The organism is Synechococcus sp. R5-15 (assembly GCF_047462035.1).
GTDB lineage: Bacteria > Cyanobacteriota > Cyanobacteriia > Thermostichales > Thermostichaceae > Thermostichus.
The window spans coordinates 1-21,884 of record NZ_JANSIK010000031.1; the positions used below are offsets into that span (position 1 = coordinate 1).

22 protein-coding genes are annotated in these 21,884 nt (G+C 58.9%); 17 read left to right on the forward strand and 5 right to left on the reverse strand.

What is annotated here, in order from left to right; all coding sequences use genetic code 11:
• Positions 1 to 592: 592 nt before the first annotated feature.
• The 3 genes from NW839_RS03225 to NW839_RS03235 all read left to right on the forward strand — a co-directional run bounded on the left by NW839_RS03225 (position 593) and on the right by NW839_RS03235 (position 3,480).
• Complete coding sequence (locus NW839_RS03225; protein WP_414351205.1) at positions 593 to 1,693, forward strand: serine hydrolase; 1,101 nt, start codon at positions 593 to 595, stop codon at positions 1,691 to 1,693.
• A 129-nt stretch (positions 1,694 to 1,822) separates the two neighbouring features.
• Positions 1,823 to 3,229: an NAD-dependent succinate-semialdehyde dehydrogenase gene (locus tag NW839_RS03230; RefSeq protein ID WP_414351207.1), complete on the forward strand. Its 1,407-nt coding sequence runs from the start codon at positions 1,823 to 1,825 to the stop codon at positions 3,227 to 3,229.
• Positions 3,229 to 3,480 (forward strand): RNA-binding S4 domain-containing protein, encoded by a 252-nt coding sequence (locus NW839_RS03235; RefSeq protein WP_414329585.1) that lies wholly within the window; start codon positions 3,229 to 3,231, stop codon positions 3,478 to 3,480. Before NW839_RS03230 ends, NW839_RS03235 begins: the two co-directional genes overlap by 1 nt.
• Positions 3,481 to 3,485: 5 nt before the next feature.
• On the opposite strand, the gene NW839_RS03240 is transcribed toward NW839_RS03235, so the two are convergent.
• From NW839_RS03240 to NW839_RS03250, 3 genes are all read right to left on the reverse strand, one after another.
• The gene (locus NW839_RS03240) at positions 3,486 to 4,013 is read right to left on the reverse strand and encodes a hypothetical protein (RefSeq protein WP_414343545.1); all 528 of its coding nucleotides are present in this window, start codon (positions 4,011 to 4,013) and stop codon (positions 3,486 to 3,488) included.
• Positions 4,014 to 4,022: 9 nt separating this feature from the next.
• Complete coding sequence (locus tag NW839_RS03245) at positions 4,023 to 4,403, reverse strand: cupredoxin domain-containing protein (RefSeq protein ID WP_414380470.1); 381 nt, start codon at positions 4,401 to 4,403, stop codon at positions 4,023 to 4,025.
• 176 nt (positions 4,404 to 4,579) lie between these two features.
• Entirely contained in the window at positions 4,580 to 5,245 is a 666-nt protein-coding gene (locus tag NW839_RS03250; RefSeq protein ID WP_414343542.1) for a DUF4439 domain-containing protein, read from the reverse strand.
• 277 nt (positions 5,246 to 5,522) lie between these two features.
• Here NW839_RS03250 and NW839_RS03255 point away from each other — a divergent pair, with 277 nt between their 5' ends.
• The 9 genes from NW839_RS03255 to NW839_RS03295 all read left to right on the forward strand — a co-directional run bounded on the left by NW839_RS03255 (position 5,523) and on the right by NW839_RS03295 (position 15,172).
• Entirely contained in the window at positions 5,523 to 6,242 is a 720-nt protein-coding gene (locus NW839_RS03255; protein ID WP_414343540.1) for a WecB/TagA/CpsF family glycosyltransferase, read from the forward strand.
• A gap of 40 nt (positions 6,243 to 6,282) precedes the next feature.
• Positions 6,283 to 7,122 carry a cell division ATP-binding protein FtsE gene (locus NW839_RS03260; RefSeq protein ID WP_238376738.1) on the forward strand — a complete coding sequence of 280 codons (840 nt, stop codon included), beginning with the start codon at positions 6,283 to 6,285 and terminating at the stop codon, positions 7,120 to 7,122.
• A 93-nt stretch (positions 7,123 to 7,215) separates the two neighbouring features.
• The gene (locus tag NW839_RS03265; RefSeq protein WP_414351209.1) at positions 7,216 to 8,127 is read left to right on the forward strand and encodes a cell division protein FtsX; all 912 of its coding nucleotides are present in this window, start codon (positions 7,216 to 7,218) and stop codon (positions 8,125 to 8,127) included.
• 61 nt (positions 8,128 to 8,188) lie between these two features.
• Complete coding sequence (locus tag NW839_RS03270) at positions 8,189 to 8,791, forward strand: hypothetical protein (RefSeq protein WP_238376736.1); 603 nt, start codon at positions 8,189 to 8,191, stop codon at positions 8,789 to 8,791.
• A gap of 67 nt (positions 8,792 to 8,858) precedes the next feature.
• Positions 8,859 to 10,043: a pyridoxal phosphate-dependent aminotransferase gene (locus NW839_RS03275; protein WP_414351210.1), complete on the forward strand. Its 1,185-nt coding sequence runs from the start codon at positions 8,859 to 8,861 to the stop codon at positions 10,041 to 10,043.
• Positions 10,044 to 10,201: 158 nt separating this feature from the next.
• Complete coding sequence (locus tag NW839_RS03280; RefSeq protein WP_414351212.1) at positions 10,202 to 11,002, forward strand: ParA family protein; 801 nt, start codon at positions 10,202 to 10,204, stop codon at positions 11,000 to 11,002.
• Positions 11,003 to 11,101: 99 nt separating this feature from the next.
• Positions 11,102 to 11,836 carry a hypothetical protein gene (locus NW839_RS03285; protein ID WP_414380472.1) on the forward strand — a complete coding sequence of 245 codons (735 nt, stop codon included), beginning with the start codon at positions 11,102 to 11,104 and terminating at the stop codon, positions 11,834 to 11,836.
• A gap of 303 nt (positions 11,837 to 12,139) precedes the next feature.
• Entirely contained in the window at positions 12,140 to 13,765 is a 1,626-nt protein-coding gene (locus NW839_RS03290; protein WP_414351217.1) for a peptide chain release factor 3, read from the forward strand.
• 186 nt (positions 13,766 to 13,951) lie between these two features.
• A complete protein-coding gene (locus NW839_RS03295; protein WP_414351219.1) occupies positions 13,952 to 15,172 on the forward strand; it encodes an aminotransferase class V-fold PLP-dependent enzyme in 1,221 nt (406 codons plus the stop codon).
• Positions 15,173 to 15,594: 422 nt separating this feature from the next.
• Here the strand turns inward: NW839_RS03295 and NW839_RS03300 are convergent, their stop codons facing one another.
• The gene (locus tag NW839_RS03300; protein WP_414351221.1) at positions 15,595 to 16,590 is read right to left on the reverse strand and encodes a hypothetical protein; all 996 of its coding nucleotides are present in this window, start codon (positions 16,588 to 16,590) and stop codon (positions 15,595 to 15,597) included.
• A 329-nt stretch (positions 16,591 to 16,919) separates the two neighbouring features.
• Here NW839_RS03300 and NW839_RS03305 point away from each other — a divergent pair, with 329 nt between their 5' ends.
• Positions 16,920 to 17,933, forward strand: coding sequence for an ATP-binding cassette domain-containing protein (locus NW839_RS03305; RefSeq protein ID WP_414351223.1), 1,014 nt, complete (start codon positions 16,920 to 16,922; stop codon positions 17,931 to 17,933).
• A gap of 112 nt (positions 17,934 to 18,045) precedes the next feature.
• Positions 18,046 to 18,900 carry an ABC transporter permease gene (locus NW839_RS03310; RefSeq protein ID WP_414351225.1) on the forward strand — a complete coding sequence of 285 codons (855 nt, stop codon included), beginning with the start codon at positions 18,046 to 18,048 and terminating at the stop codon, positions 18,898 to 18,900.
• A 24-nt stretch (positions 18,901 to 18,924) separates the two neighbouring features.
• Here NW839_RS03310 and NW839_RS03315 read toward each other — a convergent pair whose 3' ends face one another.
• On the reverse strand, positions 18,925 to 19,140 hold the full coding sequence (locus NW839_RS03315) for a hypothetical protein (RefSeq protein WP_414351235.1): 216 nt from the start codon (positions 19,138 to 19,140) through the stop codon (positions 18,925 to 18,927).
• A gap of 116 nt (positions 19,141 to 19,256) precedes the next feature.
• Between NW839_RS03315 and NW839_RS03320 the strand changes: the two genes are divergently transcribed.
• The 3 genes from NW839_RS03320 (at position 19,257) to NW839_RS03330 (ending at position 21,839) form a co-directional block, all read left to right on the forward strand.
• Positions 19,257 to 19,907: a class I SAM-dependent methyltransferase gene (locus NW839_RS03320; protein ID WP_011433463.1), complete on the forward strand. Its 651-nt coding sequence runs from the start codon at positions 19,257 to 19,259 to the stop codon at positions 19,905 to 19,907.
• A 114-nt stretch (positions 19,908 to 20,021) separates the two neighbouring features.
• Entirely contained in the window at positions 20,022 to 21,044 is a 1,023-nt protein-coding gene (gene thiL, locus NW839_RS03325) for a thiamine-phosphate kinase (RefSeq protein WP_414351227.1), read from the forward strand.
• 201 nt (positions 21,045 to 21,245) lie between these two features.
• A complete protein-coding gene (locus NW839_RS03330; protein ID WP_414351229.1) occupies positions 21,246 to 21,839 on the forward strand; it encodes a hypothetical protein in 594 nt (197 codons plus the stop codon).
• Positions 21,840 to 21,884: the final 45 nt, after the last annotated feature.

Here is a 21,884-nt window from a genome sequence, read left to right on the forward strand (position 1 = left end):
TCATCAAAGCGCATTCCTCCCGGCAGTGACCCTACGGGTACAGTGCGGGGCTCCTGCGATTTCTAGCTGACGGTTTTCCTGGACTTGGCAAAAGCGCTCCGCGCCGCTTCCGCGACTATTCCCAGCCCCTCTTCCAGAGGGAAAGGGGGGTCACGGATCAACCTAAGTTTTTAAAACGACTCCGAGTGGATGCTCTGGCAACAGGGACTCATCCTGCCTTTGGCGGGGTTGTTGCTAGGCTTCGTGTCGCGAGGACGGTTTGATGGGCGTTTTGCAATCTAGGTCAGGGCAGGTTGGCCAATTTGTGGGTTTAATGTGGGTTTAATTAAGCCAAGCTCACCGGAGTGGAGTCGGTGAAACTGCCAGCAGTGTCTGTCAGAAGTATGGTGTTAAGGCAATCGTTCTTATGACCAGAGCAAGGGAGAGGAAAGGCACCGATCCATCCGCGCTAGCGGGCCGTAGGCCTTTGCCAGAGAAGTCGCGGGATCCCCGCCGCCCTCCACAACCTGCCAAGGATACCGTCCCACCTCCGGCGGAGTCAAAGCTGCGAACAGGTTCTGGTCGCCTGCTTCCTGCCCCCAGGGGATCCCTATTGGTTTCCCGTCCTCAACCGCTGCGTCTTGCTCGCCAGAAAGCCATTGCTCGTCTGCGCCAACGGGCTGCCCGGCCTCGCCGCTTGAGACGTTCTCCATCTCTCGGGCAAGTGTTGCTCAGGGGACTGAGCTTAAGTCTTATCCTGGGCCTGACGATGGCGGGCCTCTCGCAACTGCTGCAATCGACCACCGCTGGCCGGATAGAACAGGCCACGACGCAGCTTGGGGATCCTCCCCCGTCGGCATTCCCGAGTAACATTCTGCCGGGAGAAGCGATCCCGGCTTTGCAGGAGCGCTTGGCCGCTTTGGCCGACCAACCGGGCTTGACGGCAGGGGCTCTGTTCTGGGAGGTGGAAACCGGCGCCTTTGCCGGGGTTAGGCCGGATCAGGCTTTTCCTGCCGCCAGTGTGATTAAGATCCCCATTCTCTTGGCTTTTTTCCAGGCTGTGGAAACCGGGCAGGTGCGGCTGGATGAACAGCTCACTCTGCGGGAAGATCTCAAGGGAGGGGGGGCAGGCGTGTTGCAAACCCGACCCCTCGGATCCCAGGTTTCTGCTTTGGAAGCGGCCACCCTGATGATCACCCTCAGCGACAACTTCGCCACCAATCTGATCATCGATCGCCTGGGTGGACAGGAGGCTCTCAACCAAAAATTTCGCCAGTGGGGACTACAACACACGCAAATTTCTTGGTGGCTACCGGATCTGGAGGGCACCAACACCAGCAGCCCGCGCGACATGGTTTGGTTGCTCAGCCAGGTGGAACAGGGGCGCATGTTGAACCGCCGCAGCCGCGACCGCTTTTTGGATATTCTCTGGCGCACCCAACGGCTCTCCTACTTCCGGCCCAATCTGGGCCAAGAGGTGCGCATTGCCCACAAAACGGGAACCCTGGGCTCCGTGGTGGGAGATGCCGGGATCCTGGATTTGCCCAACGGGCGGCGCTATGTGGCGGCGGTGTGGGTGAAGCGAGAAACCCCCAACGATCCCAGAGCCGAAGGGCTGATCGCCAGCCTGTCGCAAGCAGCCTACGAGTTCTGGTCTGCTCCTGGATCCGCCCCGCCATCCCGAACAGACACCACCGGCAGCCCGCAACCCTGAGTCCCCCACTCCGCAAATCTTTCCATATTGCTACGCAACGCTTACGCGAACGCAGTAGCAGTGCGGAGCACTATTCCAGGCAGAGCGCAAATGCCAGAGTGGAGAAACAGGCGTTGAGGGAAAACGATATTGCTACGCAACGCTTACGCGAAGGGGCACCTGGTCAGCATCAACCCCGCCACCGGAGAGGAATTGGCTCGCTACCCCGTTTTCGACGCTGGGCAGATCCAAAGCTGTATCGCCCAAGCCCACGAGCGGTTTCAGAGCTATCGTCGGATCCCGTTTGCTCAACGATCCGCCTGGCTGAAGCGGGTGGCAGGGATCCTGGAGGAGCGCAAAGCGGAGTTTGGCCGCCTAATCAGCCTGGAGATGGGCAAAACCTTGGCCTCTGCCGTTGCGGAAGTGGAAAAATCCGCTTGGGTTTGTCGCTACTATGCCGAGGAGGCAGAGGGATTCTTGGCCGAGCGCTCCATATTGCTACGCAACGCTTACGCGAACGCCAGCGATGCCAGCCGCAGCGGGATCCGCTACCAGCCGCTGGGGGTGATTTTGGCGGTGATGCCCTGGAACTTTCCCTTTTGGCAGGTGTTTCGCTGTGCCGCCCCGGCCCTGATGGCGGGCAACACCCTCTTGCTGAAACATGCTTCCAACGTGCCCCAATCGGCTTTGACCCTAGAGCAGATCTTTCGGGAGGGGGGATTTCCGCCAGGGGTCTTTCAAACCCTGCTGATCACAGCAGCCCAGGTGGCAGAGGTGGTGGCGGATGAACGGGTGCGGGGGGCCGCCCTCACCGGCAGCGAAGCCGCCGGCTCCAGCCTGGCCCGTTTGGCCGGTCAATATCTGAAAAAAACGGTGTTGGAACTGGGAGGGAGCGATCCCTTCATCGTGCTGCCCAGCGCCGATCTGGAGGCAGCAGTTGCCACAGCGGTCACGGCCCGTCTGATCAACAACGGCCAGTCCTGCATTGCCGCCAAACGATTTATCCTACACAGGGCTATCGCCGAACCTTTCACGGCTGCCATGACGGAGCGATTTCGCCGGCTCAAGGTGGGGGATCCCTTGGATCCGCAAACCGATGTGGGGCCTCTGGCTACCCCCAGCATTCTGCAAGAGGTGGATGGACAGGTGCAGGCTTTGGTGCAGGCGGGGGCCAAAGTTCACATCGGTGGCTCCCCCTTGGGAGGAAATTTTTACCCGCCCACGATCCTGAGCGACATCCCCCCCGATCATCCGGTGGCCCACCAGGAGGTGTTCGGGCCGGTGGCGCTGTTGTTCACCGTACCGGATGTGTCGGCAGCCATCGAGCTGGCCAACGGCACGCCCTTTGGCCTGGGCGCCAGCGCCTGGACAACCGATCCAGAGGAACAAGAGCGCCTGCTGGAGGAGCTGGAGGCGGGATCCGTATTCATCAATGGTCTGGTCAAGTCCGACCCGCGCCTTCCCTTCGGCGGCATCAAACGCTCAGGGTATGGACGGGAACTGAGCCGGGAAGGGATCCTGGAATTTGTGAATGTCAAAACCATTTGGGTGAAGTGATGGCGGAGACTGCTCAAAGGGATCCCCAGCCGGCGACGGATCCTGTAATCAAGCTGGATCAATTCCTCAAGCTGGCGGGGGTTGTTCCCACCGGCGGGCAGGCCAAGCAGCTCATCCAAGCGGGGCAAGTGCGGGTGAATGGTGAGGTGGAAACCCGGCGGGGACGCAAGCTGCGCCCTGGGGATGAAGTGGCCGTGGGAGGTGGAGTTTGGCGAGTGCGCCTGGATAAGACCCCAAAGTCAGATCAGTGAACGGGTCAGTGCAACCGGATCAAAAGAAGCATGGCCAAGGCCCCGATTCCCCCTGCCACCGCAAACTGCCATTCCAGCCCCCACAGCAGGCAGGCAACTCCGGCCAGGATCTGGATCCCACCGGTCATCCAGTAGGGGAGGCGCGGCGGATCCACCAAGCCGTTGAGCCAGTGACCCAGCCCCATTTGCCACAGCCAAAACACCCCCAGGTATGGGCTCAAAGCTGCCAAAGGGGTACGCCCGACAAAGGGCAGCACCGAGAGGATCATGCCCTGGGCGATCACCAACGTCCACACCAAACCCACAAAGTAGAGGTGGGCCAGTCCGGCTGTTCGAAACTCCGGCAAGCTAGTCTGCCGCACCATGTAGCCCAACCCAATCAGGGAAATCACCAGCCACAGCCAGTTGATGTTGGCCTCTTGGTGAAACTGGGTGGCAGCAAACCCAATCCCCAAAAGGACGGCCCAAATCAGGTACACCCGCCGACAAATGTTCCAGAAGGGAAGAGGGGATCCCAGGGGTTCCATTTGCATGGCCTTCACCTAATCGACGACGACAATGCGGCCCACCATGCTGGGGTGGATATCGCAGAAATAGTCCTGGATCCCAGCTACTTCGAACACCACCGCTTTGCTCTCGTTGCGACTTAGCCGTCCCGTCCCTTGAAACTGCGCTCCCTCCACAGGAGTAGCCGTGTGGGGGGTGGAATCTAGGTTGGTGAAGGTCACCTTGCCCCCCCGCTTGAGGGTAACCTCCGAGGGCAGGTATTGAAACCCCCGAATGATTACCTCTGCTGCCGCCGTTGCTTCGACAGGATCCCGCTCCGCAACGGAGCTGGCTTGTCGCCACCGATCCACGGCCAAGATGGCCCCCGCATTGAGCAGGGATCCCAGCCCACTGAGCAACAGCAACCGCCGCGTCATTGGCATAGGGCTTTCTCCACACAGGTTTAGGAAGAGAGCAAAGGCTGAGGCGCTCAGAAGAAGGCGATTGCGACAGCAGTGCAGAGCACTTGGATCTCCAAGCCCCAAGTCCTACAGAGGACGTTGGAAGGCTTTGCAGATCATCGCCTCATCGCCGGCAGGGGTTACCAACAGCTCTACACCTTCAGGATCCAGCGCTCCCGAGTCTCGGCGCTGACAAAGGGGGCAGGCACCACCAGAATGCTGGGATCAAGGCTGTGGAACACGGCCCGGATTGCAGTGGCATGGGCAACTTCGTTGGGGCCAATGGTGCTGGCGGCAGCCACCAGGTCTTTGTTGGAAAGCTGGGTAAACGCGTCGTTGTAAGCCAAGGCTGCATCAAACTCCAGAGCCAGGGCCAGCTTGGCAATGTTGGCATCGGAGTCGAGATTGCCTTCTTTGTTGTCGATGTAGGTGGAAAGGTCGTAGCTATCCCAGGCCCGAGAGGGGATCCCCCCCAGTTGCCGCACGGCGCCCGCCAGCAGATCCCGGTGCTGTTCGTGATCCTTCAGGTTCTTGGTGGCCACTTCCAACACGATCTTGCCCACCTCAGTATTGCTCAACTTGCCGGCAGCGGTTTTGTAGGCCCAGATTGCCTGCTGTTCCAAGTCAATGGCGGCGTTGAGAATGGCAATATCAGCAGTGTTGGACTGAGCGGCACCGGGCAGGGTGCGCAATCCAATTGCTCCACCCACTCCCGCCAGCAAACCAGCCAACAACAAGCTGCGGCGGGAAGTTGCAGGGCTGGGATCCCATTCGGCGGCCAATTGAGGCAGAGCGAAGGGAGTCTTTGCAGTCTTCATCTCAAGTCTCCTGTCTCGAAAGATGGCAACCAACCTTCAGGGGCTTGCTCTGGGTCGGGCAATTCCCTCTGGCCTGGTCTGATGGAGATACGCCGTGGATGCCGCCGCGGATGCCTGAGGGAAGAGATTTTCGTGGTCAAATAGCCATGAAATGCCTCCTCGAACTCCCCTCTCCCTCTGGGAGAAGGTCCGGGCTATCTTAAAAGCGTGTCCAACGGCTCCAGTGGGGGCCAGCATTCGGTCGGTAGTGTCGTTATCCATCCATGCGATTCTGGGCGTGAACCTGCACCTTGCTCTGCCGGAGGCCAGCCTACAGAGCTACGCCACCTGGATTGAGGCGCGTATTCGGGAGGGTCAGGGCGCTCAGGTGGTTACCTGCAACCCGGAAATGATCATGCAGGCGCAGCGGGATCTGGCCTTTGCCCAGGTGCTGCAAGCGGCGGAGCTGGTGATCCCCGATGGCATTGGGGTGGTGTGGGCCCTGCGGCGGCAGGGGATCCGCGTCCAGCGGGTGCCGGGGATCGAGCTGGCAGAAACCCTGATCCCGTTGGCGGCAGAACGGGGGTGGCGCTTGGCCCTGGTGGGGGGAAGGCCGGAAGTCAACCGGGCAGCAATTCGATATTGGCAAGCCCAGTGTCCTGCTTTGGCCCTCTGGGGCTACCACGGCTACTTCTCTAGCGAGGAAGAAAAAGAGCTTCTGCAAGCTCTCCAGGAATTTCGACCGCAACTGGTGTGGGTGGGGCTGGGATCCCCGCGGCAGGAGCTGTGGATCCAAAAGTGGCGTCCCCTTTTGCCCCAAGCCATCTGGATGGGGGTGGGGGGCAGCTTGGACATTTGGGCCGGCCAAAAACGGCGAGCGCCCCGTTGGTGGCGTGACCATCACCTGGAATGGTTGTATCGTCTCTATCAGGAACCCTGGCGCTGGCGACGCATGTTAGCTCTGCCCAGCTTTGTCTGGCGAGTGCTGTGGGATCCCTCTTCTCGTTTGCGCCCCTAGTCTGCCGGCGCTCTCTCCCTCCTCTGTCTAGGCGCTTACTATGGTGATCGGTCAGCACATCGGCTATCCTCCTCGCTTACACCGTTGGGCGGGTACGGCTCCGACCCCTCATCCCCCTGCCCCAGCCCATCCAGAGGCCACCCTGGGCTTTTACAGCAGCACCCAATCCGGATCCCTGCAAGCCCCGGCCAGCATGGTGTCCTTGCGGGGCGTGAGCAAGGTCTTTCCCAACGGCAACTTAATTTTTCAGGATGTGAACTTGGAGGTGCGCCGCGGCGAGTTTGTGTTCGTAACTGGGGTCTCCGGGGCGGGCAAGTCCACCCTGCTGCGGCTACTCTACGGGGCGGAACAGGCCACCGAGGGCACGGTCATCGTCGATCAAGTCTGTCTCTTTTCTTCTGAAGGGCGGCGGCGACCCTACCGCATCCCACCGCGTCCGCTGGCCATGTTGCGGCGGCGCTTGGGGGTGGTTTTCCAAGATTATCGCCTTCTGGCCAACCGCACCCTGGCAGAAAATGTGGCCTTCGTGCTGCGCGCCCAAGGGCTGTCCCCCGCAGAAATCCGCCGTCGCATCGGGCCGACCCTAAAGATGGTGGGGCTGACCGAAAAGCGAGATCACTTTCCCCATGAGCTTTCGGGGGGGGAACAGCAGCGCCTTAGCCTGGCCCGTGCCATTGTCAACATGCCGGTGCTGCTGCTGGCGGACGAGCCAACAGGAAACCTAGATCCGGAAAACTCCCTCTTGGTTCTCCAGATTTTGGAGCGGCTCAATTCCTTTGGGGTGACCGTCATCATGACCAGCCATGACCCCTATCTGGTGGAGCGGGCCGGCCACCGGGTGGTGCGCATGGAGGGAGGGCGCCTGTATGATCTGCGCTGAGGGCTGCCGGGATCCCTATTTTGCTCTCCACAGGCTCTGTTGAGCTCCAGGGGGCAAGGGTCTGAGCCCATTGATTGTTGGATGGAGAACAGCATGCAATCTCTCTCCCGATTTCTCAATAAAATCCGCTATCTCCTACAGGAGACTTTTTTGGGGTTGCGGCGGGGGGGCTGGCTGAACTGGGCTGCGGTGAGCACCCTGCTGGTGTTGTTGTTCCTGGTGGGGATCGGCGTTGAGCTGTCCTGGGGCCTGGATGCCACGGTGCAGTCGCTGGGAGGACAACTGGAGATCTCCGTCTACCTGGAGCCGGAACGGCAGGGGGTGGAGCTGCAACCTCAGGTCGCCCAACTGCCTCATGTGGCCGAGGTGAAGGTCATCACCAAAGACCAGGCTTGGCGCAACCTTTTGCTGGAAATGGGGATCCAAGACGAGGCGGCCATGGAAACCCAGTTGGGGGAGAACCCCTTGGTGGATGCTCTGCGGGTTAAGGCGGATTCCACCGAAGCCTTGGGGGAAGTGGCGGAGCAGATTCGCCAACTGGAAGGGGTGGATGAGGTCTACTACGGCGACCGCATTGTGGAGCAACTGGCCCAGCTCCAGGACATGCTACGGCTGGGATCCCTGACCATTACCGGCGTGTTGGCCCTGACAGCGGTGGCGGTCATCACCACCACCATTCGCCTCATCGTCATGGCGCGGCGGCGGGAGATCGAGGTGATGCAATTGGTGGGGGCGACGGCAGCCTGGATTTACTTGCCCTTTATTTTGCAAGGGTGCCTGTTTGGGGTGATCAGCGCAGTGGGAGCTTGGGGATTGATCTTGGGATCCCAGCAGTTGCTGCAGGAGCTGCTGGAGCAGTTGATTGCCTTGCCCTTCCTCAAGGTGATGCAGGCAGATCGCAGCCAACTGGAGTTTTGGCTCTTGCCGTCGATGTTATTGGGGATGGGGGTTTTTCTGGGCACCACCAGCAGCTTGATCGCGGTGCGCAAGTCGGCAGGGCGATGAGCTGGAGGCGATGCTGAGGAAAGCCCTGGATATTCCAATCTGAGGATCGCCATAGGATAAGATGATGGACTCTACTTCCCTGGCTTTCCAAGATCTGGCCGCCATGAACCCATTGCCTCCTCCCGCCCACCCCTACCAGTTCCGCGCTTTGGGCCTGATTAAGGGATCCCTGAAATCGATCCCCAAGACTTATGCGCAGGCAACCTTGGTTGCCTCTGACGGAGCAGAATATCCGGCTACCCCCGGACGCGCCGAGCTTCTCGGCCCCTTCGAGCACTGCATCAAGAGCGGCCATACCTACTGGTACTACGTGCAGCCGCAGCCGCGTTCAGGGGGGGCTTTGGGCTTGAGCATCATCCGCATCCTGGCCCTGCCGGAAGAGGAGCAAGACCCAGAGTGGGAAGAAGAACCGTTTTTGCCTGCCCCTGAGGACACAGAGGAAGGCTTTAACATCCGCGGCATTGTCGAGCCCCACGATGGCTTTGTTGAGGTGACCGTGCGGCGCAAGCCCCAGGGAACCAAGCAATTTGCTCCTCTGCAATTGCGCTTGGAAGGGTTCTTGCCCGGAGCTGTGGCGGGCGAGTTTTGGGATCTGTTGGCAGAGCGAGAGGGCAACAAACTGCTGTTGGTGGATGGTACCCGCCTGTTGACCGCAGTAGCCTAGCTATCTAGATTGGCCCAGATTGGCCCTGCTTGAGAACCTTAAAATAAAACAAAGAGCTTCCCAACCGATGGTGTCTGCTGCCGGCTTGTCCCAACGGGTCGCCCATCTATCCCCTTCCCCCACGCTATCCATTTCGGCTCTGGCTAAAGCCATGCAGGCAGAGGGGCTGGATGTGTGTAGCTTGAGCGCAGGCGAGCCGGATTTCGATACACCTGACCACATTCGGGCCGCGGCCATCCGTGCTCTGGAAGAGGGCAAAACCCGCTACGGCCCCACCGCTGGGATCCCCGCCCTTCGCCAAGCAGTGGCCGATAAGCTGCGGCAGGAAAACGGCCTGCAGTTCAGCCACGACCAAATCCTGATCAGCAACGGCGGCAAGCAAACCCTGTTTAACCTGGCCATGGTGCTGCTGGATCCCGGCGATGAAGTGATCCTGCCTGTTCCCTACTGGGTCAGCTACCCCGAAATTGCCATTTTGGCAGGGGCAAAGGTTGTGCAGGTGCAGACGGAAGAGGCCCAGGGGTTCAAGCTCACCGCCGCCCAACTGCGCCAGGCCCTCACCCCCCGCAGCAAGCTGCTGATTCTCAACTCGCCGGCCAACCCCACCGGAGCCGTTTACCACCAGCACGAGCTGGCAGCTCTGGCAGAGGTGATCCTCTCCGCCCCCCATCTGTACGTGATCTGCGACGAGATCTACGAAAAGCTGGTTTATGGACAAGCCCGCCACATCAGCCTGGGATCCCTTTGCCCTGACTTGATGCCGCGCCTGATTCTCAGCAGTGGCTTTGCCAAAGCCTACGCCATGACCGGCTGGCGGGTGGGCTACTTGGCCGGGCCCAAGCCCATCATCGAGGCGGCCATCAACCTGCAAAGCCACAGCACCTCCAATGTCTGCACCTTCGCCCAGTACGGCGCTCTGGAAGCCCTGACCAGCCCCCTATCGGCAGCGGCTGTGGAAAAAATGCGCCAAGAATTCTGGCAGCGGCGGGATCTGATGCTGGACGGGATCCGCACCTTGCCGGGGGTGACTTGCCCGGAGCCAGAAGGTGCATTTTATGTGTTTGTCAACATCGGCCAAACCGGGTTAAGTTCGGTGGAGTTTTGCCGGCAGCTGCTCAAGGAACACCACGTGGCTGCTGTGCCGGGGGTAGCCTTTGGGGCAGATTCCTACATTCGCCTTTCCTATGCTGCCGATCGCACCACCCTCGAAAAAGGGCTGCAGCGGCTGCACCGGTTTGTGTCTTCCCTCTGAGAATTCAATCCGAGGATCGAAAAGAACTGAGGAAGCTCAGCTCCCAGCGGCTGGATCCCTGTAGGCCATTCCCAGCGGCGGGATCCCCATTAGAGGTGTGAACACCATTGCTTAACCCTAGCTATAGTGTTAGGGGATGGGCTACGAGGGGATAACTCATGTCTGGCAGAACGGCGCTTGTCATCACCGTTGCCTGTTTGAGTGGGGGATCCGGAAAGACCACAGCCGCCCTCAACCTGGCCATCATGTTGGCCGAGCATGGCAAGACGCTGGCTGTTGACTTTGACCCACAGGGCAACCTGAGCCAGTGGATGGGCTGGACGGATCTGTCGGAGTCGGCCACCATTGCCGAGACGATTTTGCCGGGGGCGGATCGGGTTCACATTCGGGAGATTATCCGTCCGCCGTTGAATGAGGATCGCCAGGAGCGGCTGTGGTTGGCCCCCAGCGATTACAGTCTCTCGCGGGCTATGGATGCGATCGTGATGGAGCCGGGGCGGGAGCTGTTTTTGAAGCGGGCTTTGCGACCGATTTTGCCGGAGTATGACTTTTTGGTCATCGACAGCCCCCCCTCGAAAGGGTTGCTCACCTACAACAGCATTCTCAGCGCCGATCTGCTGGTGGTGCCGACGGAATGTACCCAAAAGGGGGTGATGGGGGCCCTAAGTACCCTGGTGCTGTTGAAAGAATTGGAAGAGCTGGATTTTCATGTGCCCAAGTTTTTGGGGGTGCTCCCCACACGGGAACAGTGGGTGGGCAACAACCGCACCAAAATGTCGCGGGCCGCGGTGGAAGCCTTGGCGGAAATGATGCAAGGGATCCCCATTTTCACGCCGGTGCGGCAAAGTACAGTGGTGCAGCAAACCAACAGCATGGGCTGGTCGTTGGCGGAGGCAGGGGAAGATCTCCTGGCCCAACCTTATCGCGAGATCCTCAAGGCTGTGCTGGAGGCCCGCTAACATGGCTACCGCCAAGAAGCCTCCCAAAAAAAATTGCCCACCGGCCCCACCAAGGCGGATCTGCTCTCGCGCATGGGGGTGAATAAGCAGCCAGAGCCGATGGAACCTGCACCTACGGCTGCCGATGGCGTTGAGGCTCCGCTCCGTCCAAAAGACGACAGGGGAACGGATTCCCTGGATCTGCCTCACCCTGCGGCATTAGATGTTGAGCCCGATCCATCTGCCGCCGCCTCGTCCCCTCTGTGCCAGGTTGCCACAACCCCACCAGAGGCAGGACGGATGCCTCTCCTGGCCGGTGTGCTCTCCCCACCTGAAGCTCCTTCTCGGGATGCGGATCCCTTGTCCAACTTGTCGCCCGCTCCGGTCGAGGTGGAAAGGGTTGTCTCCCCACCCCAGGTCAGTCTGGCCAAATGGGCCAATACTTCGCTGCCAACTGAAAAGCCAGCCGAGCTTTTGCCCCCTGCTACTGCTTGCACCGACAATGGGGTTCGCCGCAATGGCACCCCCAATGGGCAGGGTGCCCAGTCGGATCCCCGCGAGGCTCTGGATGCACAACTGGGCCTGCAAAAGCTTACCCTCAAATGGTCTGCCGAGAGGGTAGAAAAGCTGGGATCCCTGGAAAGCGCCACCGGGCTACCGGGCGAGATTTTGCTGGAAGTCCTGCTGGATCATTGGGAACAATTGCCCAAGCCCTTGCAGCAAGATTGCCTCCTGCAAGCCCACCGCATTCGCGTCGAGCGGCTGGTGATCAGCCAAAACTTCACCATTGCCACGATTGAGCAACTGCTCTTCACGTCAGCGTTGCGCAACAACAACGAGCAGCATCTGCTTTGAGTTCTGGCCGGTTGGCCTGGGAAATTCCCCCTCAAGATCTCCGCCAGTATGCCAGACAACAGGGATCCCTGTTCCTGTGCTAGGGTCAAAATGGTTCTGTTGGCTTTTCGCGCTTTTCGGCCTGTGCTCTCTCCCCCTCGCTACCTGGCGGCAACCCAAGCCCATTATCATCAAGCGCATTATTCACCCTACTTCTCACTTTTGTTTTTCTATCTTCTCCCTATTTCTCCCATCGTTTAGGGGACAGCATTGCAACGTCATCTTCTTTAAAACGACCAGGTTGTAGTGGAGCGGCAACAGTTGATGAAAGAACTTGATTTGGCCAAAGCTGTAGAGCAACGGCGCACCTTTGCCATTATTTCCCATCCCGATGCGGGGAAGACCACCCTCACCGAAAAGCTGCTGTTGTACGGGGGGGCCATTCAAGAAGCGGGAGCTGTGAAGGCCCGTCGGGCGCAAAAGCGGGCCACTTCCGACTGGATGGAACTGGAAAAGCAGCGGGGTATTTCCATCACCTCTACCGTCCTGCAATTTGATTACCGCAACATTCGTCTCAATCTGCTGGATACTCCCGGCCACCAGGACTTCAGCGAAGACACCTATCGCACCCTGGCAGCGGCTGACAATGCCGTGATGCTGGAAGATGCCGGCAAAGGGTTGGAAACCCAGACCCGCAAGCTGTTTGAAGTGTGTCAGATGCGGGGGCTGCCGATTTTTACCTTTATCAACAAGATGGATCGCCCAAGTCGGGATCCCTTGGAGCTGATGGATGAAATTGAGACAGAACTGGGCCTCAAGCCCTATCCTGTCAACTGGCCAATTGGCTCAGGCGAGCGGTTTACTGCCCTATTTGACCGTCGGACTCAGGAGTTTCATTTCTTTGAGCGGGTATCTGGGGGGCGGCTAAAAGTTCAAGATACCGTCATTAAACTTGGGGATCCGCAAATTGAGGAGTTGATCGACAAGGACTTGTATTACCGATTCAAGGAAGAGCTGGAACTGCTGGATGGTCTCATGCCCACCTTGGATCTAAAACAGGTGCATTCTGGCAAACAAACCCCGGTCTTTTTCGGCAGTGCCATGACCAATTTTGGGGTGGAGCTTTTCCTCAATGCATTTTTGGAGTATTCCTTACCGCCAATGCCTCACGAGAGCACTGCCGGACTGATCCCGCCCGAACATCCTGAGTTTACGGGCTTCGTCTTTAAACTGCAGGCCAACATGGATCCCCGCCATCGGGATCGCGTTGCTTTTGTGCGCATCTGTTCCGGCAAGTTTGAGAAGGATATGGTGGTCAACCATGCCCGACTCAATCGTCCCATTCGCCTATCTTATCCCCAGAAGTTGTTTGCTCAAGAGCGCATCTCCATCGATGAAGCTTACCCTGGGGATGTGATCGGCCTGAATAATCCCGGCATCTTCACCATTGGGGATACCATCTACACCGGCCCGAAGCTGCGCTACGCCGGGATCCCTAGCTTTTCTCCTGAGCTGTTTGCCTACTTGAAAAATCCCAATCCTTCCAAGTTTAAGCAGTTCCAGAAAGGGGTAGCGGAACTGCGGGAAGAAGGGGCTGTACAAATCATGTACTCTATCGACGATTCCAAACGGGATCCGATTGTGGCAGCGGTGGGCCAGTTGCAGTTTGAGGTTTTGCAGTACCGCCTTGAAAGTGAATACAACGTCGAAACCCGACTGGAGATGTTGCCCTACACCCTGGCCCGCTGGGTCGAGAATGGCTGGAAGGCGCTGGAGAACATCCCCAGCTTGTTTAACACCCTAGTTGTTAAAGACATTCAAGACAGGCCCGTTCTTCTGTTTAAGAACGAGTGGACTTTACAGCAGTTTGTTGCCAGCAACCCTAAAATCAAGCTCAGCAAAATTGCCCCTATCTCGGATCTCGGCCCAGAATTGGGTGACGGCCAATAGATCAACCTAAGAGAATCCGTCTCAAAGAGCCTTAGGTTCTGACATTCAGTCGAGATGCCATTGGTCTCCACATCAGCGGTGTTGATAGGTGTTGATATCTTCGGATTTCTGAGCAAACCCCTCACACAGATCGCAGCAATTCCCCCATCTTTTTCCTGCATCGTCCAGGGACAGAGGGAGTGAACCATGCCTTCTTTCCCCAATATGGGATCCACTTCTCCTCGCTTTAGCTCTGCCCTCAGCGCCGATGCACCGCTTTGCGAACGCTCCTTGTGGGGACTGGATCCGCAAGCCGTTTTTTTGAATCACGGCTCCTACGGCGCGACCCCGAAAAAGGTGTTGCAGGCCCAGAGTGTATGGCGGGAACGCCTGGAGGCTCAGCCGGTGCAGTTTATGGGAGAGGAACTTCCTCGAGCCTTGCGGGCGGCGGCAGCAGAACTGGCCCATTTCGTCGGGGCCGAACCCGAAAATTTGGTGTTTGTGGAAAATGCCACCAGCGGGGTCAATGCCGTTTTGCGCTCGCTGCGGTTCCGGCCAGAGGATCAGATCGCCTGCACCAATCACGGTTACGGGGCCGTTCGTCAGGCATTGCAGTACATCTGTGCCCAGTGGGGAGCCATCCCAGTTGAGGCGCAGATCCCTTTCCCCATTGCGGGGCCAGAGCAGGTTATCGCGGCCTTCGAGGCCATCCTCACTCCCCAAACTCGCCTGGCGGTGTTGGATCACCTCACCTCGCCTACGGCTCTGATCTACCCCCTGCCTGAGCTGATCGGCCTCTGTCGGGAGCGCGGGATCCCGGTTTTGGTGGATGGCGCCCATGCCCCCGGAGTTCTCCCCTTGGAGTTGGAAAAGCTAGGAGCCGATTGGTACACCGGCAATGCCCACAAGTGGCTGTTTGCCCCGAAAGGCTGTGCCTTTTTGTGGGTGGCCCCCTATCGACAGGCCCAAACTCATCCTACGGTGATCTCCCACGGCTATGGGCAAGGGTTCACAGCGGAGTTCGACTGGGTGGGCACACGGGATCCCAGCGCTTGGTTGGCCATTTCAGCAGCCCTGGCGTTTATCCAAGGGGTGGGACTGGACAACATCCGTCAGCACAACCACACTCTGCTGCTGCAGGCGCGGCAGTTGCTCTTGGAGGCTCTTGAGGGGATCCCGCCCGCCCCCGAAAAGATGTTGGGCTTTATGGCCACCCTACCCTTGCCGCCATTTTGGCAGCAGTGGATCCCTGAGCTTCCTCTTGAGGAGCGCGCCCGTCGGCTTCACGATTACCTCTGGTACAAGTACCGCATTGAGGTTCCGATCATCCCCTTCGCCGGGCAGCTTTGGGTACGCATCTCGGCCCAGGTCTACAACCGTTTGGCAGAGTACGAACAGTTGGCGCTGGCCTTGCAGCATCTGCCCTGAGGTTTTGTCGGTTGAGCCGCTTTCACGACATTGCAAGTATAGTTGCTTCGCACACCAGTAAAACGATTCCAGATCTATGGTCAATTCAGTTGAGGATGAGATGACGTTACAGGTAGGATGGCATGCCAGTAGACCTCAGAAAGAAGCCTTGACCTGAGAGAGAGTCGTAGGGCATGTCCAGGAAGGGAGCAGACCCACAGACGTACAAAGCCGGTCATACAGCGGAAGGGAAGGGTATGGGAGTCGGTAAAAGCAGCGCGGAACGCTTGGGGAGCGTCTCAATCTAGTTTGAAGCGACCGCAGTGCTTTCAAGAGGGCAAGGATGCATGCAGATGGAGGAACTTCTGTTGATGAAGTGACAAGGCCTGCTTTTGCGAGTCGGACTATTCTACTGGCCAGTGTCTCATTGCTATTTGAATTGACTATCTGAAAAAGTCAGAAAACGTATCCCGCAGATCCGAAAGCCGATCGTTGAAGCAGGTAAGCCGATCCCCTACAGAGTTCACCAGCGTCAGATCTGCCCGACCGGTTGTCCCTTCAAATCCCAGTAGAGGAACGCTCATGCGGCTGGGATCCGTGGGATTCTGGGAAACGCGGATGACGGCTCGATCGCGGTTAAATTGATAAGCCTCGGCCACATAGCGGATGGGCTCGCTCAAGGTGGGATCCACCGGCAGCCCTGGGGCCGGCAGGAGATCCACCAGCTCGGTGAACGTGCCACTCCGCAGGCCCACCACGGCAGCAGCTCCCAACTGGTTACAAATGGCAATGAGAACCGGCTCTTGGGCAGTGGCGGTGAGGTTGGCCAAGGTAACCGTGACCGTGGCGCGGCTGGCTGCCGGCGGGTAGGTGACCTCAAAGGTGCGGGCAAAGGCATTGCCCAGCTCGTCGCGGGCGCGAAAGCGAAGCTGCCCGGTGTAGGGCAGGATGGAAGAAAAGTAGATGCCAAAGCGGTCGCTGGGACTCCGTCCGGGGATATTGGCCTGTCCGGGGACATAGGCAAGGGCAGCCCGGCTTTGCCACTGATTGGGCGGGGTGTAGGGCAGCAGCGGGCCACTGGTGAAGTTGGGGGGTTCTTTGGGGGGCAGATCCGGCTGGCCATCTCTGTTCAGATCCAGCCCATTGCCCAAAAAGGCCACCGAGCGCTGTAAGAGGATGGGGCGGTTTTGGTTATCCAAAAGGGGATTCCGCCTTTCTGCCAGCCCGGCATTGTCCACATAGACATTAAGGGGGCGATTTAGGATTTGGTTATCCCGCTGCCGCCGCATGTTGAACTGTAGGTAGGGCCCCACTGCGCCCGCTGCCGGGGATCCTCCTGTGATTTCAAAATCATCCGCCCGCAGGAAGACATTTTCCAGGGGGCCCAGAGGAGTTGTTCCCTCGCCGCAACCGACCAAGCCAAGCGCTAAAATGGCCAAGGCTGTATAAGCTACAACAGAGCATCCTTTTTCGATAGGGGAATCCGAGCTCCCACAAGTCGGCAGCAGGGGCCGGCAGGCATGCTTTGGCTTCAGCATTCATCTCCTCTCCACAACAGACACCTTGGCGAGGGTTAAACCCAACCGGACTGAGTTGAGGATGGGCGGGGATCCCCCACCGGATTCGCCTGAACCACTATACCGTGAGCCTCGGTTCAGCTCCCACCATCCCTAGGGGGCTGGCGGCAACGAGCAAGAAATGGTGGCGATCCCTGGCCTCATCTCCCGAACAGGCTTGATAGCCTAGAGGAAGCGAGATGTGGATACCCATGTCAGATACTCCTGCGGTCTTGGTAGAGCAACTTCAAAAGCGCTACGGATCCACAGTGGCCGTGGCGGACGTCTCGTTTCAGGTGGAACCCGGCCAGATCTACGGCATTCTCGGACCCAATGGGGCCGGCAAGACCACCACTTTGCATTGCCTTTGCACCTTGCTTCGTCCCGATGCGGGCCGGATAGAGGTGTACGGGATCCCAGCCAGCGAAAACCCCAAAGCGGTACGAGAAAAACTGGGGTTTGTTGCCCAAGAGGTGGCTTTGGATAAGGTGCTGACCGGGCGAGAATTGTTGCAGTTGCAGGCCGATCTCCACCACCTGCCTCGCCCCCTGGCTCAAGAGCGAATCGTTGCCGTCCTGGAACTGCTGGGGCTGACCGACCGCGCCGACCAACTCATCGGTACCTACTCCGGCGGGCTGCGCAAACGCTTGGATCTGGCGGCAGGACTGCTCCATCAACCCCAGGTGCTGGTCTTGGACGAGCCCACGGTGGGCCTGGACATTCCCAGTCGGCTGGCCATCTGGGATTTTTTGCGCCAACTCAAGAACACAGGGATCACGGTGGTGCTCAGCAGCCATTACCTGGAGGAGATCGACCTGCTGGCGGATCGGGTAGCCATCATCGACCGGGGCAAGGTGATTGCCGAGGGAACCCCCGAGGAGCTGAAAACCCGCGTCGGCGGCGAGCGCATCACCGTCAAGCTGCAGGAATTTGCCCCGGCGGAACTGGCCCAACGGGGTGCCCAACTGCTGGGATCCCTGCCCTTTGTCCAGAAGGTGGTGATCAACAGCGCCCAGGGCAACGCCCTGAACCTGGTGGTGCAGCGGAATGGAGAGGATCCCCTCAGCCAGATTCGCGCCCACTTGCAGGCTCATGGGCTAGAGGTGTTCAGCAGCACCCAGTCTCGTCCCAGCTTGGATGATGTGTATTTGGCGGCAACCGGGCAAACCCTGATGGACGCGGAGCTGGCCGCTGCCGAGGCCAATCTGGGCAAAAAGAAAAAGTAACTTCATCACCTCATGCTCGAGCCCTATTGATCCCTATGCAAAGGCACATCGAGGTATTTGGTAGATGGATTTGGAATGGATTGATTGATCGCAACCCTACAGGAGCTTTGGTATGAACTCTGCCTCTTCCTCGGTTCAATCTAACCCGATCCCCCTTTTGACGGCTGATTTTTGGCAGGAGACCTTCGCCCTCACGCGCCGCTTGTTTATCCAACTGCAGCGTCGCCCCACAACCTTGCTGGTTGGCATTATCCAGCCGTTGCTCTGGCTGATTCTATTTGGAGCCTTGTTTCAGAATGCTCCTGCCGGCATTTTCGGGGCCGGACAAAACTACACCCAGTTTTTGGGGGCGGGAGTCATTGTGTTTACGGCTTTTGGTGGAGCCTTGAATGCCGGAGTGCCGGTGATTTTCGACCGAGAATTTGGCTTTTTGAACCGGTTGTTGGTGGCTCCCCTCACCTCTCGTTTTTCCATTGTTCTTGCTTCTAGCCTGTTTATCGTCAGCTTGGCGTTGCTGCAGACGGCAGTCATTGTGGGGGCAGACTACGCCCTTGGGGCCGGGATCCCCGACGGGCCAGGCTTGGCGGTGGTGGCCCTGATCGTGGGCCTGTTGGTCTTGGGCTTTACGGCGCTGAGCTTGGGCTTGGCCTTTGCCATGCCGGGGCACCAGCAATTGCTGGCTTTCATCTTTTTGGTCAACTTGCCCCTGATCTTTTCCAGCACGGCCTTGGCTCCCCTGAGCTTTATGCCCACCTGGCTGCGTTGGGTGGCCAGCCTCAACCCCCTCACCTTTGCCATCGAGCCCATTCGCCATGTCTACCGCAGCGATAGCTGGAGCTGGGCCGATGTGGTGCTGCAGGCTCCCTGGGGCGATCTCACCCTGGCGGGATCCCTGGGCCTCTTGACGGGGTTTGTCGTAGTGTCGGTTCTGCTGGTGCAGGGGGTGTTGCGCAAAAGTTTGGCCTGAGCCTCTCTGCCCAGGCTGTGCCGCTCAAAGCCACTGGCGGGAAGCGGACTTCTCCATAGCCGCCTGTGCCTGCTGCACCAGAGCCAGGGGGCTGTCCTGGGCTGGGGAAACGCTGAGAGAAGGAGTAAGGCTGCGAGCCTGCAGAGCCATGTGGAGCTGCAGTTCGGTTACGTACTCCCGCAGGCCAAAGTTAGACCCAGAAGAAGAAGGAGCCGCTGAAGAGGGGTGAGACACAGACATCACGGCAAAGAGTCCTTCGCGAAATGGCCACTGTTGCTCTGCTAAGGTATCACGCCCACCCCTTTTCCGAAGCTTCCAAAATGTTAGCTTTGATTAAGATTTGCAACCGTTTGGCCATGGTGGTGCTCAAGGATTGGCAGCGCTCCAAGTTGGATCCCAGCGACGATGCCCTCTTTTACAGCTATCCTCGCTTCGTGACTCATGTGGATTCTGGCTTCATCGGCCAGCTCACCGATCTATACCGCGAGCATTTGCGGCCCCAGACCCGCATTCTCGATCTGATGAGCAGTTGGGTCTCCCATTTGCCACCTGAGATGGAGTTTGCCCATGTGGAGGGGCATGGGATGAACCCTGAGGAACTGGCGGCCAACCCCCGGCTGGATCACTTCTTCATCCAAAACTTGAACCAAAACCCAAGTCTGCCCTTCCCTGATCAATCCTTCGATGCGGTGCTAAACACGGTTTCGGTGCAGTATCTGCAGCAGCCGGAGCAGGTGTTTGCAGAGGTGTATCGCATTCTAAAGCCCCAGGGCCTGTTCATCGTCAGCTTCTCCAATCGCATGTTTTTCCAGAAGGCGATCCAGGCTTGGCGGGACAACTCTGAGGCGGGGCGGGTGGAGTTGGTCAGGCGCTATTTTGAGTCGGTGCCAGGGTTTGCGGTGGTGAAGGTGATCCAGCGGCCTGCCCCTATGGGTTGGCTGGGCTTTTGGGCAGGCGGAGGCGGGGATCCCTTCTATGCCCTGATTGGACAGCGGACGGCGGGGTAGAATTCTCCAGCTTGCCTGTGGCGTGCAGGCGGGATCCTTGGAAATATCCAACAAGACTCCAGCATCCACCAGATCTTGCAGCTGTGTTATCCTCGCTACCCTCAGAGGTCTGTCTTGTTCTCCGGTCTTTCTGACAGTTCTTCCCCACAAAACGGCAATCCTTCCCCCCTACCCATCTCGGCAATTGGGGAGGCAGGGCTGCTGCAGATCGTGCAGCGCTACTGTCCGGCCCAGGTGGTGGGAGACGATGCGGCGGTGTTAGCTGCTCCGGAGGGGCAGTTGGTGGTGACAACCGATGTGTTGGTGGAGGGAGTTCACTTCAGCGATCTGACGACCCCGGCCCATGCGGTGGGCTGGCGCGCGGTGGCCGCCAATCTATCGGATCTGGCCGCGATGGGATCCCGTCCGCAGGCGTTGGTGGTGGGTTTGGGCTTGCCGGGCTCCACACCGGTTGCTTGGGTGGAGGAGCTTTATCAAGGGATGCGGGACTGTTGCGCCCGCTGGGAATGCCAACTGGTGGGAGGGGATCTGTGTCGGTCGCCGCATCGATTTGTGGCAATCACGGCCCTGGGATCGGTGCAGCCGGGGCGGGCCATTCAGCGCAGACGGGCTCAACCCGGCGATTGGCTGGTGGTGACAGGGCCGCACGGAGATGCGCGGGCAGGCTTGGAGCTGCTTCTCCATCCTGAACAGGGATCCTCAGCTACGGCGGCCGAGCGCGAGCAGTTGATCAGGGCTCACCAATACCCACGCCCGCGCCTGGATCTGGTGCCCCTCTTGGAAGGGATCCCGGATCCCTTGCGCGTTGCCGGTATGGATACCAGCGACGGTTTGGCAGATGCCCTGGTGCAGGTGTGTCAGGCCAGTGGGGTGGAGGCAAGGATTGCCGTGGAGCGGATCCCGATTTCAAAAGCTTTGCGGCAGGCTTTCCCGGCCCAAGCCTTGGAATGGGCGCTCTATGGAGGCGAAGATTTTGAGCTGCTCCTCAGTGCCGAGGTGTCGGTGGCCAAGCATCTGTTGGAAAGATTGCCGGGGGCCGTTTGGATTGGAGAAGTGACAGGCTGGGATCCGCAGGGAACCGTCTGGCTGAAGGACGGGCAGGCCCTCAGCCGTCAACAAGCCTTCCAGCATTTCTGAGAGAAGTTGTGCTGCAGGATGGCCACCCAAACTGCCAACAGTTGAAGACAAATCGACTTGTGGGAGAAAACAAGCCCTAGGAAGGATTCGATAACCTAGAAGTGGAGAGAAGCTGAGACAAGGAAGCAAATTGACTTGGAATAGCTTCGGGCAACTGCTCAGAACTCGGCAGAACTTGGAGAAGCATTGGAGACTCTACTCATGAAAGCTATCTTAACAGCAGCCATTCTTGGCCTGGCCGGGATCCCTGCGTTGGCCCCCTTGCCCAGTTCGGCTCAGCCGCTGTTTGAATTGGGTGCCTACCGCCTTGAGCAGGGGACGATTATCCCGGTCGGCAGCCTGAGTAGCGAAGGGCCGCAATACTTTTATCCCGACACCGTCTATCCCCTGGAAGTGGCCGTTACTCAGAACATTTTTGACAGCCAGGGGCGCTTGGTGATCCCGGCGGGTAGCCGCATTTTTGGACAGATGGAACCTGCACCGGGCGGATCCCGCTTTGTCGGCACTTCCATTGTTCTCGGCGGTCGTACCTACAGCCTGCGGGCTTCCTCCAACATCCTCCACGACGAAAAGGATCCCCGTCAGTATTCGGCTGAGGCCATCGCTCAGGATGCAGCCATTGGGGCAGCCGCGGGAGCCATTTTGGGGGCCATCACGGGCAGAGTATCAGTGGGCAATGTCCTGGGAGGTGCCGCGACCGGAGTGGTGGTGGGCAATGTTACCGCTCCGCAGGTGGTGGTGCTGCGCCCCGGCCAATCTTTCAATCTAACTTTGGAAGCTCCGCTGACTTTGTGAGGTGCCGTTTGGAGATTCCTCTGGGAGTGTTGAGGGTCGGCAACT